Origin of the sequence: Saccharibacillus sp. O23, assembly GCF_002205895.1 — a bacterium.
Taxonomy (GTDB): Bacteria; Bacillota; Bacilli; order Paenibacillales; family Paenibacillaceae; genus Saccharibacillus.
This window is the reverse complement of sequence record NZ_NJDE01000021.1, coordinates 26497-42298: the sequence shown is the minus strand read 5'-3', so window position 1 is coordinate 42298 and position 15802 is coordinate 26497. Positions and strand designations below refer to the sequence as shown.

Here is a 15802-nt window from a genome sequence, read left to right as displayed (position 1 = left end):
AACGAAAAAGCGTGATGCGTATTGGGTTGTTCTGAAGGTGTTTCATTTAGTGAAACCAAATTTCAAAAATTCTTAATTTAATTATAACGTTTACAATCCGGCGCGTAAAGTCCTTTTTCCCTTCGAACGGCCGCGGCATTTCTAATTTCGCGGGCGTGCGGTATGCGTGTTTTCTTTGCAGGCGGACCGTCCATCCACTATACTGATAGAAGGGATTTTAATGAATTGACGGAGGCCTGTACATGACAGCAAACAAAGTAACCGTAGGACTGGTATACGGCGGCAAATCGGGCGAACACGAGATTTCGCTGCAAACCGGTTTCGCGGTGATGAACGCATTCGATTACGCGAAATACACGATCATTCCTTTCTATATTACCCTTCAAGGCGAATGGCGAATGGGCTCCGTCCTTGACGAACCGATGAAATCGATCGACGACATGAAACTCGAATCGGCAGCCGGCGGAACGGCCGAAGCGGCCGGCGCGATGTTCGCTTCCTTGAGCGGCCGAGACAGCCGGATCGACGTCATGTTCCCGCTGCTGCACGGCACGTTCGGAGAAGACGGAACGATCCAAGGATTGTTCGAGATGGCCGGGCTGCCTTACGTGGGAGCGGGCGTGCTGTCCTCTTCGGCGGGCATGGACAAAGACGTCATGAAGAAACTGTTCGCGGCCGCCGGCCTCGAGCAGGGCGAATACATCGCCTTCATCGAACGGGATTGGCGGACCAACCGTCACGGGCTGCTCCAAGAAGCCGAGACCAAGCTCGGATATCCTTGCTTCGTCAAACCGGCTAACTTGGGTTCCAGCGTAGGCATCTCCAAAGCGAACGATCAGGAATCGCTGATCGCCGCCGTCGAGACGGCGCTGCGTTACGACCGCAAGGTGCTGATCGAGACCTTTATCGACGGCCGCGAGCTGGAAGTGGGCGTGCTCGGCAACGACGATCCGCAGGCTTCGATCCCGGGCGAGATCGTGTCTTCCGGCGATTACTACGACTATAACGCCAAATACATCGACGGCAAGTCCGAGATGTTGATCCCGGCCCCGGTCGACGCCGACCTTGCCGATTCGCTCCGCGAGCTGGCGGTTCGGGCGTTCAAAGCGGTCGAAGGCAGCGGCCTATGCCGCGCGGACTTCTTCGTTCGCCGTTCGGACAACAAGATTCTGATCAACGAAGTCAATACGATGCCGGGCTTCACGCCGTTCAGCATGTATCCGCTGCTGTGGAGAGAGACGGGCATGTCTTACGCGGCTTTGCTCGATCGCTTGATCGAATTGGCGCTCGAACGCCACTCGGCAAGAACGAGCCTTCAGTATAAAATGTAAGAAGCTTCTATCCATTCCGAGACGTTCGAAGGGAGCCGGTAACCATGGGATTCGAAACGGAGTTCAATTCGATCTGCAAGTTCAAGAACGAGCAAGAACTGTACGAGGTGCTGGAATACGGGCGCGGCAAGCTTCGCAAAGACGGGTTCCGCATTTTTCCGACCGGGCAGAAAGCGATCGCCTACACGCCGGACAACCGAGCGATCGCGATCGTGCTGATCACGGCCTCGATCGCGGAGATCAATTTTCAAGGCCAAGAGATCACGCAGGTCGAGCTGGATCTGGTCCGCAAGCTCACGGAAGAAGAAGTTCGCGTGCTGACGGCGCTCGGGCAAGAAATGTTTTTCGCGGAATAACGAAGTTTACGGGCAACTACTACTCTGTACCAGGTCAAATAGTGGGTTTACGTTTGGACAAAACGCGCATGGGTCTAGCGCGTTTTGGACGAGCGTAACCTTACCTTTACTTGGTACAGAGTACTACAGAAAGGCGGGTTAACTGTGGAATCGAACGAGAAAGTTCCTTATGTTCTCACCGGAAAGAGTCATACGGCGGTCGCGGTCAACGCGGCGGCCAAAGCGGGCGAGTGGATCAAAAGCAGACTAGGCGCTTACGGCCGGTTGTCTACCAAATCGTCCGAACAGGACCTCGTGACCGAGATCGACAAAGGGGCCGAGCAGATGATCCGGCGGCTGATCCTGACGCATTTTCCGGATCACGCGATTCTCGGCGAAGAAGGCGTGGAGCCCGGCGAAGACGCGCCGGAACGCGCGCTTCGCGAAGCCGAAGAAGAAGAGTATCTCTGGATTATCGACCCGATCGACGGAACGACCAACTTCGTGCACGGCTTCCCGTTCTATTCGGTCTCGATCGCTCTTGCCAAGAACGGCGAAGTGGTGCTCGGCGTCATCTACGATCCTTCGCGGGACGAGATGTTCGTGGCCGAGAAAAACAAAGGCGCGTACGTTCACGGCGCGCGCATGAATGTATCCGGCGAGCAGCGGTTGTCCGAAGGTTTGATCGCGGTAGGCTTCCCGGCCGATCCGGCGGTGAAACTGCCGATCAATCTGCGCGGCATCGAAGCGTTGGCGCCCAAAGCGCGCAGCCTGCGCGCCGGCGGTTCCGCGGCGCTGCATCTGGCCAACGTGGCCGCCGGCCGTCTGAGCGGGTACTGCGAAGTCGGGCTGAACGTCTGGGACGTCGCGGCGGGCGCGCTGCTCGTCGCCGAATCCGGCGGACAGGTGACCGATACGGCGGGTACGCCTTACCATCTGGGGGTTCGCCATATCGCGGCGACCAACGGCGCTTTGCATACGGAATTGTTGAACGTGCTTAAGGAAGCCGACGCGACCGGATTCTGATCGGCGCGCCGATGCAGTCTGTTCCATCATCTGACTTTTTCGAGGAGGAATCGGAATGAGCGACGCGCAAGGCCGCAAGCCGAGTCAAGAAGAGTTGGAAGAACAATTGACCGAACTGCTGACGGAAGGCGAGTTGAAAGACGAAGACCGCGAGCGCAAAGAGCGCGAGCAGATCTCTCCGCGTTACGAGATTCGGATTCAGACGACGTTGGACCCGATCGTCGAAGAGACCCGGTTGTACCGGACGATGGCGCAGGAACTCGACGGGCGCTACGACGATTATCTGGAGAAGACGCGTCCGCGTCCGCCTCGGGCGGCGGAAGAAGAACAACAGGAATAAAGAACGGCCAGCCCTATACGGAAATACTCGGCAGGCCGCCGCATCGGTCCTCCCGGCTGCGGCGGCCGCTTTTTGATGAAGGTCTTTCCCCCAACTTGCACAGGTCCCGACGGACCGGAAGGAGACAACGAATGAAGAACGCATGGAGAAAAAGTTGGATCGCGCTGGCTTGCACGACGCTCGCGCTCCCGGTATTCGGGCTGACCGGAGTCCGCGATACGTTCGCGGCGGGAGAGACCTACAAGATCGTATCGTTCGGCGATTCGATCACCGCGGGATACGAACCGGAGAAGGCTCCGGCCGATTATTACGGTTTCGTGCCTCGCTTGGCCGAACAGGCCCGTTTCCACGGACGTTCGGAAGTGAACAATTACGGCATCTCGGGCTTGAATTCCACGGGATTGGAGCATTATATCGAAGCGGTTCGCGCCGGAACGGCCACGACCGCCGACGCGGTACAAGCCGGGCTGCGCGATCCGAACGCGGCCGTATTCGCGGCCGACGTGGCGAAGGTGCGTTCCGATGTCGCGGACGCCGACGTCATCACGATCACGATCGGCGGCAACGACCTGCTGCCGTTGATCCGCGGCGGCGAAGTGCCGCAGGACCTCGCGGCCCAGGTCGAGACGCTCTTGAAGTCGTACGCTTCGAACCTCGGCAGCGCGCTGTCGGACCTGCGCGAGATCAATCCGGACGCCCGCATCGTCGTATCGGATCAGTATCAGCCGGTACCCGCGATCAAAGCGGGCACGCAGTACGCGACGTTAACCCAAGCCGCTGCCGCTTACACGTCGACGCTCAATCAGGTCATTGCCGCGCAGAACGCCGAAGGCGGCCATGTCGAAGCCGTCAACGTCGTGCCGCTGTTCGCGGGCCGCGAAACGCAGATGACGCATATCATGCGCGGAGACATCCACCCGAACCAAGTGGGCTACGAAGCGCTCGCTAAGACGTTCGCCGAGAAGATCTGGGGCGAATACCGCACGCTGAGCGCGCCGGTACCGGCTTCGACGGTAGCGGTCGTCGTGTCCGGCAAAGAATTGAACACCGCGTTCAAGCCGGTGCTCAAGAACAGCACGACCTTCGTCGTTCTTCGCGATATCACCGACGCGCTGGGAGCCGAACTCAAATGGGAGAATAAGACGTCCACGGCCAATATCGATTTCGGCGGCCGCAGCGTGAGCATCCCGATCGACAAGAAATCGATCACGGTAAACGGCAAAGCGATGGCGGTTCAAGTCCCGGCGTTTACCCAGAAAACGAACGGACAAGCGAAAACCTACGTTCCGTTGGCGGTATTGGCGGACGGTCTGGGCTTCGACGTGCAGTATACGTCCCGTCTGCGCACGGTATTCGTGAATCCGTAATATCCGGCTTTTTCGAACTTCAGATTGCTGTACCTTCCGATCCGAAAACGACGCGAGTCGTTTTCGGATTTTTTATACCGCCGCGTTCGGCGGACGAATCGGAGAGAGGACTCGTTTTTGACGGCATCCTGCGGGGTAATAACGACTAGCAAACGAGCAAACGAGCAAACGAGCAAACGGAACGTCGCAAGCTCGATATCTTTTTTATTAAGGGGACATCTGGATTTGGAGGACAAACGGACTGAACGACTGGAACAACTGCTGGCGGAAAGCGGGATTTACCGTTCTTTGTTGACGAATCATCCCGACGGCATGCTCATATTGGATTGCGCCGGCAGAGTCATGGATGCCAATCCGGCCGTCCTGCACATTACGGGCTACGAAGCTGCCGAGCTGTCCGAACTTGCGGCAGCCGAGGATACGGCATCTTCGTTCGATAGGCTCCGTCCCGCATTCGCGAAGGCGGCGAAAGGAGAAGCGTCGCATGTTCTTTTTCAGATGCCGAGCAAAGAAGGCGTGCCGCTTCAATTGGATATGGATTTCGTTCCGCTTCTTCACGAATCGGTGCAGCTCGGCGTCTATGTCCTGATGCGGGACAACCTGCCGATCCGCAAAAGCAGCCTCAGACCGCCGGAAACGTCGGAATGGTACAAACAGGCGGTGGAATTGGCTCGGATCGCTTTCTGGGATTGGGACTTGGAGACCGGAGAAGTGCAGTTCTCCGATCTGATCTACGATATTTACGGTTTCGAGAGCACGGGGGAAATTATTCGGCAGGAGGATCTGTTCAAGCGGATCGTGCCCGAAGATCGGGAGCGCTTGGCGAAGCTGGTCTCGAAACGGATGGAGGGCGAGGAGTACGATTTGACGTATCGGTTGGTGACGGACGGCGGCGAGCATCGTACGGTTCGTTCCAAAGGCAAAAAAGCGGGAGAACGGCATCTGATCGGCAGCATACAGGATATTACCGAACAGACGCTGCTCGAAGAACAGGTTCGCCGGCGGGAGTTGGAGTTCCGCCTGATCTACGAATATTCGCTCGATCTGTTCACCCGGCAATCCGCGGATTCGATATTCCTGTACCTGTCGCCGGCCTGCGAGCGAATTCTGGGTTATCGGCCGGAAGAACTGGTCGGCACCAGTTCGTTCGATATTTTCCATCCCGACGATGCCGCGAAGATACAAGAGTACTTGCGCATCGTACAGGGCGGAGATACCTCGCATACGGTAGAATTTCGGATACGGACCCGGAGCGGCGAATATGTCTGGCTGGAAACGGCGGCCAGCTTCACGTTCGATCCGCATACGGGCGAACCGCTGGAGATCATCGGGGTATCGCGAGACGTAACCGAGCGCAAGCTTGCCCAAAGGCAGATTCAGGAGAGCGAAGAGCGCTACAAGTCGCTGTTCGAATACAATCCTTCGGGCGTCTATTCGCTCAGCTTGGAAGGGGTCTATACGTCCTGCAACGAGAGCATGGCGGCGCTGCTCGCCTGCCGCAAAGAGGATCTGGTCGGCAACTCGTACCGCACCGTGATCCATGACGAGAATCTGGCGCGGACCAATCGCCATTTCGAAGCCGCCTGCCGGGGAATTCCGCAGAATTACGAAGCCAGCATCGTTAGAGTCAACGGAGAATCGGCCGATCTGAATATCATCAACGTGCCGATCTTCGTGGAAGGCGAAGTCGTGGGAGTCTACGGAATCGCCAGCGATATCACCGAACGCAAACAGTATATCCGGCGAATCGAGCAGTTGGGCTACGAATACACGCTGATCCTCAATTCGGTTTCCGAAGGCATCTTCGGCATCGGAACCGACGGGCGCACCGTTTTCGTCAATCCGGCGGCGCTGAGCCTGCTCGGCTACGAACAAGACGAATTTATCGGCCGGGATAATCATGTGCTGCTCGGCCATTCGAGCGGCGGAGGGATTCCTTATTCCGTCGACGAGTGCCCGATCTGCGCGACCGTGCGCGACGGAGCTCCGAGACCGATCGCCGAATGCGTGTTGTGGAAAAAAGACGGATCGAGCTGCTTGGTCGAATATACCGTCAACCCGATCGTCGACAAAGGCAAAACGCAGGGAACGGTCGTCGTGTTCCGCGACGTCACGAACGAACGCGAAGTGCTGCGGCAAAAAGAATTGGCGGAACAAGCCGCTTCGGCCAAGTCGGAGTTTCTCGCGATGATGAGCCACGAGATCCGCACGCCGATGAACGGCGTGCTCGGCATGACCGATCTGCTGCTCGACAGCGAACTGACCGAAGAACAGCGCGAATACGTCGAGATTATCAGCGGAAGCGGTCATTCGTTGATGCGGATCCTGAACGACGTGCTCGATTTCAGCAAGATCGACGCCGGCAGTCTGATGTTGGAACCGGAACGTTTTCCGCTTGCTTCGCTCATGAGCGATGCGGTGGAGCTGTTCGCGCCCCGAGCGGCCGAACGGGGAATCGAACTCAGCTGGAATCTGGCTCCCGGCGTGCCGGAAGAGATCACGACCGATCCGGTCAGGCTGCGTCAGATCCTGACCAATCTGATCGGCAACGCGATCAAGTTCACGGAACGCGGTTCCGTGACCGTTTCCGCCCGGAAGATCGAAGGTTCGGCCGCGGAAGAACCGGTGCTGGAGTTCCGCGTGCGGGATACCGGCGTAGGCATCGCGGAAAATAAAATCGGCCGCCTGTTCCAATCGTTCTCGCAGCTGCATCCGGAACTGAATCGCAAATACGGCGGCACGGGCTTAGGGTTATCGATCTGCCGCAGGCTGGTCGAATTGATGGGCGGCACGATTCGCGTCGACAGTCGGGAAAGCGAAGGTTCGACGTTCAGCTTCACGCTGCCCTGCCGGACGGCCCATTCGCTGACTCTGTCCGCGCCGGCAATCGACAATCGGCTGCGGATCGAAGCGGAGTCCGGCCGTTCGCCGGAAATCGAGGCGGCGGGGAACGACGAAACGAACGGCGCGTATCCGAAGCGGCTCTCGCGGCCGCGATCCGGTTCGGACGAATCCGAAACGGCTTACGCGTACGACGCGGCGGAAAGCGGAGACGACGAAGCCTTTTCGGCAGCGCCTTCCGCGCGGATCGGGGAAGAAGACGAATGGCTGCGCGATCTTCGCATCTTGGTTGCCGAAGATCATCCGGTCAATCGCCGTTTGCTGCAAGAGCTGTTGGCCAAATCGGGCTACTCGGCCGATATGGCGGAGAACGGCATCGAAGCGTTCGCGGCCGTTTCCCGCAAACGTTACGATCTCGTGTTCATGGATATTCAGATGCCCGAAATGGACGGGCTGACGGCCGCCCGTTTGATCCGCCAAGTGCTGCCGGCGGAATCCGTTCCTTATCTGGTCGCGGTCACGGCCTTCGTGCGGCCCGGCTTCGAACAGGAATGTTTGGACAGCGGCATGCAGGGCGTGCTGACCAAACCGATTTCCGAACTCGACGTCAAGCATATTCTGCGCGATCCCGACAGGCGTCTGAGAAGCTTTTTGCGCCGACGTCTCGAGACTTGAACGAGAGCCGCCGAAGTTCGCGATCGGCGTCGCACGGCAAAAGGCGGGAGAATCATTTCTCCCGCCTTTTCGGCGCGCGGCGCCAGCCGTACACTTGAACATGCACGAATATTTTGCTCAGGATAAAGCTGAACCCGTAGAGAATGACCAAAATAATGACCAGCGGGCGGAACAGGATGGAAGCCGCGACCCAGATCAGCAGAAGCTGCCATGCTTTGAAACGGTTGAAAAAGACGGGCAGCGTAAAGATCCGGTAAAACCAATAGTTTTTCTGCACGGCTTCCATATACTCGGTACGCGTCTGTTCGTCGTCGGGATCGAGCCGAATGGCCTGCTCCATCATCGTTTTGGCGGTCTTGACGTCGCCGCGACGGTCCGCCGCCCAACCCAGATACAGAAAAGTCTGCGAAGTTTCGACGTCTTTGCGCAGCGCGTTTTCGGCGGCTTCCCTAGAGTCTTCGTGCCGAAGCAGATTCGCCAGCACGTAGCTGTAGAGCGCGTAATACAGTCCGTTCTCCGTATCGATATCCAGCGCCCGTTCGATCGCCTGACGCGCTTGATCGAATCGGCCGAACTTGTTATGCATATTGGCGAGCAGGTAATGCAGATGCGCGCGATAAGGATTAAGGCGCAGTCCTTCTTCGGCGGCTTCCTGCATCTGCGTCCATTCGCGGGTCGAATAGTAGATGACGGCTCTCAGAAACCAAGCGTCTTCTTCGTTCGGATCGAGCCGGAGCATCTGCTCGGTACATTCCAGCGCCCGATCGTAATCGTGCAGGTTGATATAGGCCAGCGACAAAGCGCCGTACGGACCGACCGTTTCCGGTTCTTCGCGCAGCCATTCGCCGGCTTCGGTCAAAGCTTCTTTGTTGCGCCCGCGGCTCAGCAGCCATTCGAACCGCCGCGCGCGTACTTCGGCAGGTACGGGACCGTTGGTTTGTTCGCTCATGGATTCCCTCCAGACAAGATCGGACGACGGCCGTTTTCCGACAGGCTCCGTGCCGCGATTCAACGGATCTTATGTTTTTTGATGTACTCCAGCACTTGGGCATATTCGCCGTTGGTATCGCTGAAGGTGGCGTAATTGCGCGCGGTGGCGAACCAATCGAGCGTGGACGGACGGCGGGTCTTCAGCACGCGGCGAAAATCCGTGTCCGCGAGCGGTTGGATCTCGCCCGTCTCGAGCGCCCGTTCCAGCGCCGTTTCGGTCGCTTCGCGCACCAACTGCTCCAGATCGGCTCCCGAGAACAGAGCGGTACTCTCGGCAAGCTTGCGCACGTTGACGTCGCCGGAAGGCTTGCCCGCAAGTTTGAGATCCAGAATCAGATTGCGTTCTTCTTCCTCCGGCGGCGGAACGAACAGCAGATTATTGAAGCGGCCCGGACGGCGCAGCGCGGAATCGAGATACCACGGCGTATTGGTCGCTCCGATGATAAATACGTTTTCGTTAAAACTCGCCAGACCGTCCAATTCGATCAGCAGTTGGTTGACGAGCATCCGGTCATGGTGCTGCCGCATGCCGTGACGGCTGCCGCCCAGCGCGTCCAATTCGTCGATGAACAGGACGCATGGCGCTTCGGCGCGCGCTTTTTCAAAGATGTCGTGCAGATTGTGCTCGCTGCCGCCGACGTACATCGACAAGATCGCCTGAAGCTCCAGATGAAGAAAACTCGCGTCGATCTCGCCGGCGACGGCTCTCGCGAGAAACGTCTTGCCGCAGCCCGGAGGGCCGTACAGCAGCAGCGAACCTCCCGCTTCGCGGCCGTAAGCCGCGAACAACTCGGGCTGTTTGAGCGGAAGAATGAAATTCATGCGGATCTTTTTCTTGATCTCTTCGAGTCCGCCCACGTCGGCGAAGGTGACGTTCGGTTTTTCGCTTTCGATCAGATCCTCGGCGTTTTTGTCGAACTGGATCACTTTGAGATTTTTGCGGCGCTGTTCTTTGTCTTCGTCCATAACGTCTCCTTTCCGTGCTCTGTTTTTCTTTTATCTTAACCGATCAAGAGGGCTTTTCACCACAACGGAGAATCGGAAGGAATTTCGTTTGACGAGAAAAAGCCCCTTCTCTGCGAGAAGGGGCTTCGAGCCTGTCTTAGCGGGCCATTTCTCGAAGCGTCTCGTCCGCCGCCGTCAGCGTGCGGTCGATATCTTCGTCCGTATGGGCGGTGGTCAGGAACCACGCTTCGTACTTCGAAGGCGCGAGGCAGACGCCGCGGTTCAGCATGCCGCGGAAGAAAGCGGCGAACGCTTCGCCGTCGGTATCCTGCGCTTGGTCGTAGTTCGTGACCGGATGGTCGCAGAAATGCGTCGAGAACGAACCGCGGATCCGGTTGATCGTCATCGGGACGCCGTGGCGCTTCGCCGATTCGGCGATGCCGTCGGTCAGACGGATCGCGAGACGGTTCATCTCGTCGTAGACGCCGTCGCCTTGCAGCACTTCCAAGCAGGCGATGCCCGCCGAGACGGAGATCGGGTTGCCGGCCATCGTGCCCGCCTGATAAGCGGGACCGAGCGGAGCGACCTGCTCCATGATATGCTTGCGGCCGCCGTAAGCGCCGATCGGCAGTCCGCCGCCGAGGATCTTGCCCAGCGCCGTAAGATCCGGCACGATGGCGTCGTGATTCTCCAGCCCGGCATAGGTCTGCGCCGAGCCGTAATGGAAGCGGAAAGCGGTGATGACCTCGTCGTAGATCACGAGCGCGCCGTGGTCGTGGGCCAGTTTGCACAGGCCTTCGAGGAAGCCCGGCTCCGGCATGACCATGCCGAAGTTGCCGACGATCGGCTCGACCATGACGGCCGCGATCTGGCCTTCCCAACGGTTCAATGCTTGTTCGAGGCCGGCCAGATCGTTGAACGGCACGGTGATGACTTCCTGCGCGATGCTGGCCGGTACGCCGGCGCTGTCCGGCGTGCCCAGCGTGGACGGGCCGGAACCGGCGGCCACGAGCACGAGATCGGAATGGCCGTGGTAGCAGCCGGCGAACTTGATGATCTTCGACCGGTTGGTATACGCGCGCGCGACGCGGATCGTCGACATGACGGCTTCTGTGCCGGAGTTGACGAAACGGACTTTGTCGAGCGACGGAATCGCGCCTTTGAGCATCTTGGCAAGCTGGATCTCGAGCTCGGTCGGCGTGCCGTAGAGCGTGCCGTTTTGCGCGGCGCGCAGGATGGCTTCGGTGATATGCGGATGCGCATGGCCCGTGATGATCGGGCCGTACGCGGCCAGATAGTCGATGTATTCGTTGCCGTCGACGTCCCAGAAGTGCGCGCCTTGGCCTTTTTTCATAAAGACGGGAGCTCCGCCGCCTACCGCTTTGAACGAGCGGGACGGGCTGTTGACGCCGCCGACGATATGTTCGAGCGCTTCGGCGTACAATTTTTCGGAATTCGGACGATGCAAATTCATGATTCACGATCCTTTCGGTATAGGGCATACGGTCGCGATCGGCCGCTTAACGCGTAAGAGCGCCCGACGAAGGGCGCTCCTACAGCGTACCGAATTTCGCGCCCCGAGTACAGGGCGATTTGGTTAAGTTTTGTCCGGAAGGCTTATTGCCGGTCGTCCGCTTCGGCGCCGAGCGCTTCGGTCTTGGACGAAGGGACGACGGACATCGGGGCCGTGGAAGCGCCGGCGTCGGCCGGGCTTTCTTCGTCCGAGGCCGGAACGGAGCCGTCCGGAGCCGTCTCGTCTTCGGCGGAAGCGTTCAGCGTGTCTTGGATAAACTGCTTCAGTTTCTTCTCGCTGCTGACGGTCAGCACGGCCGCGCCGCCGATCGTTTCTTCGCGCAGCAGAGGGTTCGGCGGGATCTGTTCGCTGCCGCCCATCTTGCTGTCGTAAGCGACGCTTGCCAGTTTCCACATGTCGCCGACGCTGAGGTTCGTATCGATATAAGGGCTGACCTGCTCCAGAATGCCCGGCAGGTTCATGATCGAAGTGGTCGATTTCAACTTGTCGGCGATCGCCTGCAAGAATTCGCGTTGGCGTCCCGTCCGGCTGAAGTCGGAGAGCTGATCATGACGGAAACGCACGTATTGCAGCGCCTGCGTGCCGTCGAGATGCTGCTGGCCTTCTTTAAGATCGATATCGTACAGATGCTCGTCGGCCGCGCTCAGATATTTCATGTCTTTTTCCACGTAAAAATCGACTCCGCCGACGGCGTCCACCAGTTTGATGAAACCTTGGAAGTCGGTGTACACATAATATTGGATCGGAATGCCGAGCAGGTCGGAAACGGTCTGCATGGCGGAATTCGGTCCGTGCGTAATCGCGGTGTTGATCCGCTGACGGCCGTGATCCGGAATGTCCGTGTAGGTGTCGCGCATGATGGAGAACAAGTTGATCGTTTTTCGGGTCGGATCGATCGAGGCGACGATCATGGAGTCCGAACGAGGAATTTCGCCTTCTTTGACGCCGCGGGCGTCCACGCCCATAAGCAGGATGTTTACCGGTTCGCTGCCTTCCCATTTCGGCGGGTCCTGAACGGTCGTCTTGGTCGTCTCGGTTACGGGCAGGCTGCGGAACGGGGAGTTCTCGCCGACCTTTTGCAGACCCGAGACCTGATTGTACAGGCTCGTGAAGTAGTAAGCCGCATAACCGGCCGCGGATGCGAAAATGATGCAAAGCACCCAGACCAGGGTCCTCTTCTGCCGTTTCGTCATTCGTTTTCTTCCTTTCGCTTCTGTGGAGATTCCGTTTGTCTTGGATTGCCTTCGCGGTATCCCTACATTATAATTTTTTTCGGAGCAGCAGGCAATTCGCCGCTGTTTGAGCGATATCGAAGCATGCGGAAATCGCTGATCGCCCCCGAAAGAGAGGGCACCGGCGACGCGAGAGCGGTCCTGACGCGGACGGCAGAATCGAACGGCCGGATCCGCGAGCAGGTCTTACACGCAGAATACCCCCTTATTTTTGCGGTGAACCGCAGGATAAGGTCTATCGGACAAAATATGGGCATCCGCCGCTAACGGACGGACCCGCAAGAAAGGGACAACTATGAAAGCCATCGAAGTGGAGCATCTGAGCAAGACGTTCAATGTGCAGAAAAACCGGGACGGCCTCAAAGGAGCGCTGCAGGACTTGTTCTCCCGGCAGTATAACCAAGTCGCCGCCGTCAACGATATCTCGTTCTCGATTCCGGCCGGCGAGATCTGCGGCTATATCGGCGAGAACGGCGCGGGCAAATCGACGACGATCAAGATGCTGACCGGCATCCTCGTTCCGACGTCCGGCAAGCTGAACGTGGGCGGTTACGTGCCTCACGAGGAACGGGAGAAATTCGTCCGCAATATCGGCGTCGTATTCGGCCAGCGCAGCCAGCTCTGGTGGGACATCGGGGTCATCGAATCGTTCGGCCTGCTGCGCAAAGTCTACGGCGTGCCGGAGAACGATTACCGCAAACGGCTCGACGAGCTGGTGCAGCGCCTCGATCTCGGAGAACTGCTGAACCGCCCCGTGCGCAAACTCAGTCTCGGCCAGCGCATGCGCTGCGAATTGGTCGCCGCGCTGCTGCACAATCCGTCGATCGTCTTCTTGGACGAACCGACGATCGGACTCGATATCATCGTCAAGACCGAGATCCGAGAATTCCTGAAAGACATGAACCGCGAGCACGGAACGACCATCCTGCTCACCACGCACGACCTTCAAGACATCGAAGCGCTCTGTTCGCGGGTCATCATGCTCGACGAAGGACGCATCATCTACGACGGCGGACTCGATACGCTCAAATCGCGTTGGGGGCAAGGGACGCGGGTCACGTTCCAATTCGGCGCGGCCTGCCCGTTGGAGAGATTGCGGACGCTGACTTCGGATCTGCAGGTCGATTGGACGGCGGACAACGATCTGCATGCCGAAGTGCTGGTGCCTGCGCAGCTCAACGTGTCGGACGTGCTGGCGAAAGTCGTCGGACAGCCGAATATCGCCATTACCGACATCAAGATCACCGAGACGACGACCGACGAGATCGTGCGGCAGATTTATCGGACCGGTTCGGCGTCCAAGCCGAGCGGAGCGGATACGGAAGGCGGGCAGCCTCTTCATGTTTAGCGCATACACCGACTTTATCCGGATTCGTTTTCTGACGATGCTGGCGTACCGGGTGAATTATTATTCCGGCATCCTGATCTACATGCTGAATATCGGCGTCTACTATTTCACTTGGCAGGCGATCTACGGCGGCCAAGGCGAGATCGGCGGATTCACCGCGTCCCAGATGACCACGTATATCGCGGTATCTTGGATGGCGCGCGCGTTCTATTTCAACAACTTGGATTACGAGATCGCGAACGATATCCGGGACGGTTCGATCGCCATCCAGTTCATTCGTCCGTACAATTATCTGCTCGTCAAGATGATGCAGGGCTTCGGCGAAGGATTGTTCCGCTTCACGCTGTTCATGATTCCCGGCATGCTGATCGCGCTGCTGCTGTTCCCGGTGCGGCTGCCGAGCGACCCGATCGCGTGGATCGGTTTCCTGATCATGTTGTTCTTCAGCTTCCTGATCAACTCGCAGTTGAACTTGTTGACCGGACTGACCGCCTTTTTCGTGGAAAACAACCAAGGCATGATCCGCATGAAACGGGTCATCGTCGATCTGTTCTCCGGCCTCGTCATCCCGATCAGTTTGTTTCCGGGCTGGTTGAGTTCGGTCATGCAGTGGCTGCCGTTTCAGGCGATCACGTACCTGCCCGGCTCGGTATTCACGGGACGCACGCAGGGCACGGGCATTCTCGAAGTATTCGGCATTCAGTTGATCTGGTTCTTCGTTCTGCTGATTCCGATCTTCTTGATGTGGCGGGCGGCGCGCAAGCGGCTGTTCGTACAGGGAGGTTGAGAATATGTACTATATCGGTTTGGTTGTCGAATATCTCAAGAATTATATGAAAACAAGGCTGACTTACCGCGCGGACTTCTGGGTCGAGGTAATCTCGGATCTGCTGATGCAGGCGAGCAACCTGATCTTCATCTTCGTCGTGTTCGGCCATACGGATTCGCTGGGCGGTTGGAGCGAGTCGGAAGTGGTGTTCGTCTACGGTTTCTACATGGTGCCGTTCGGGCTGTTCAGCTGCTTCGTCAACCTGTGGAATTTCAGCGACCGTTACATCGTCAAAGGCGAGATGGACCGCATCCTGACCCGCCCGGCGTATAATCTGTTCCAGATTTTCTTGGAAAACATCGATCCGCCGGGACTGCTCGGCTCGCTGATCGGCGTGATCATCATGATCGTCAGCGGCAGCCAGCTCGGACTCGATTTCGCTTGGTGGTTTATCCCGGTCATGATCCTGTTCGCGATCTGCGCGGCTCTGATCTACACCGGCATCTATATTACGCTGACGTCGCTGTCGTTCTATTCCGACTCGCCGACCGGCATCATCCCGCTGATGTACAATATCCAGAACTACGGCCGCTACCCGGTGACGATCTATAACCGCGCGATCCAGTTCCTGCTGACGTGGATTTTGCCTTTCGCTTTCGTCGGCGTCTACCCCGCTTCGCTGTTCCTCGGTCGGGAAGAGATGGTGCATATGGCTTGGTTGACCCCGGTCATGGCGGCGATCTTCTTGACGATCGGGGTCGTGAGTTGGAATGTGGGGGTGAAGAGGTATCGCGGGGCAGGGTCGTAGAAAGGCGCTCCGGGGGAGGGGGGGCTTACGGATCGCTGTTTCGGTTGGATTTCTTCGATTATATTTTTATAGGGGTGAAATCCAACCTCAAAGGCGAGCACTTCGTTTCCTACAGCTCCCCCCTCCCCCTCCGCTCACGTCCTGCTCGGCGGTGGGTAGGGAGAAGGGGGAAAAGAGAAGGGCGGTAAAGGCGCTTTTCGAAGCTGCGCTTGCGATCGCGTTTCGTTTGAGAGCAGAAAGCCGGGTCTGGCTTTGACTCGG

The 15802-nt window shown here is 58.1% G+C and carries 13 protein-coding genes; 9 read left to right on the top strand and 4 right to left on the bottom strand.

Features of this window, described 5'->3' with window-relative positions:
- The first annotated feature begins 242 nt into the window (after window positions 1-242).
- The 6 genes from CDO73_RS21070 (at window position 243) to CDO73_RS21045 (ending at window position 7915) form a co-directional block, all read left to right on the top strand.
- Window positions 243-1331, top strand: a complete 1089-nt coding sequence (locus CDO73_RS21070) for a D-alanine--D-alanine ligase (RefSeq protein WP_088490502.1) — start codon at window positions 243-245, stop codon at window positions 1329-1331.
- 44 nt (window positions 1332-1375) lie between these two features.
- Window positions 1376-1687, top strand: a complete 312-nt coding sequence (locus tag CDO73_RS21065; protein ID WP_088490501.1) for a hypothetical protein — start codon at window positions 1376-1378, stop codon at window positions 1685-1687.
- 144 nt (window positions 1688-1831) lie between these two features.
- Window positions 1832-2692 carry an inositol monophosphatase family protein gene (locus tag CDO73_RS21060; RefSeq protein ID WP_088490500.1) on the top strand — a complete coding sequence of 287 codons (861 nt, stop codon included), beginning with the start codon at window positions 1832-1834 and terminating at the stop codon, window positions 2690-2692.
- Window positions 2693-2747: 55 nt separating this feature from the next.
- Complete coding sequence (locus tag CDO73_RS21055) at window positions 2748-3032, top strand: hypothetical protein (RefSeq protein WP_088490499.1); 285 nt, start codon at window positions 2748-2750, stop codon at window positions 3030-3032.
- A 131-nt stretch (window positions 3033-3163) separates the two neighbouring features.
- Window positions 3164-4399: a GDSL-type esterase/lipase family protein gene (locus CDO73_RS21050; RefSeq protein WP_088490498.1), complete on the top strand. Its 1236-nt coding sequence runs from the start codon at window positions 3164-3166 to the stop codon at window positions 4397-4399.
- A 225-nt stretch (window positions 4400-4624) separates the two neighbouring features.
- A complete protein-coding gene (locus CDO73_RS21045; RefSeq protein WP_088490497.1) occupies window positions 4625-7915 on the top strand; it encodes a PAS domain S-box protein in 3291 nt (1096 codons plus the stop codon).
- 52 nt (window positions 7916-7967) lie between these two features.
- Here CDO73_RS21045 and CDO73_RS21040 read toward each other — a convergent pair whose 3' ends face one another.
- The 4 genes from CDO73_RS21040 to CDO73_RS21025 form a co-directional block, all read right to left on the bottom strand.
- Complete coding sequence (locus tag CDO73_RS21040) at window positions 7968-8864, bottom strand: tetratricopeptide repeat protein (protein ID WP_088490496.1); 897 nt, start codon at window positions 8862-8864, stop codon at window positions 7968-7970.
- Window positions 8865-8923: 59 nt separating this feature from the next.
- Window positions 8924-9871: an ATP-binding protein gene (locus CDO73_RS21035; protein WP_088490495.1), complete on the bottom strand. Its 948-nt coding sequence runs from the start codon at window positions 9869-9871 to the stop codon at window positions 8924-8926.
- 136 nt (window positions 9872-10007) lie between these two features.
- The gene (locus CDO73_RS21030; protein WP_088490494.1) at window positions 10008-11324 is read right to left on the bottom strand and encodes a glutamate-1-semialdehyde 2,1-aminomutase; all 1317 of its coding nucleotides are present in this window, start codon (window positions 11322-11324) and stop codon (window positions 10008-10010) included.
- Window positions 11325-11467: 143 nt separating this feature from the next.
- The gene (locus CDO73_RS21025) at window positions 11468-12577 is read right to left on the bottom strand and encodes an LCP family protein (RefSeq protein ID WP_088490493.1); all 1110 of its coding nucleotides are present in this window, start codon (window positions 12575-12577) and stop codon (window positions 11468-11470) included.
- Between the two features lie 334 nt (window positions 12578-12911).
- On the opposite strand from CDO73_RS21025, the gene CDO73_RS21020 reads away from it, so the two are divergent.
- The 3 genes from CDO73_RS21020 to CDO73_RS21010 are packed head-to-tail and all read left to right on the top strand — an operon-like array spanning window position 12912 to window position 15541.
- Window positions 12912-13964 carry an ABC transporter ATP-binding protein gene (locus CDO73_RS21020; protein WP_088490492.1) on the top strand — a complete coding sequence of 351 codons (1053 nt, stop codon included), beginning with the start codon at window positions 12912-12914 and terminating at the stop codon, window positions 13962-13964.
- Complete coding sequence (locus CDO73_RS21015; RefSeq protein WP_088490491.1) at window positions 13957-14751, top strand: ABC transporter permease; 795 nt, start codon at window positions 13957-13959, stop codon at window positions 14749-14751. Before CDO73_RS21020 ends, CDO73_RS21015 begins: the two co-directional genes overlap by 8 nt.
- A 4-nt stretch (window positions 14752-14755) precedes the next feature.
- Window positions 14756-15541, top strand: a complete 786-nt coding sequence (locus CDO73_RS21010; protein ID WP_088490490.1) for an ABC transporter permease — start codon at window positions 14756-14758, stop codon at window positions 15539-15541.
- Window positions 15542-15802 lie beyond the last annotated feature (261 nt).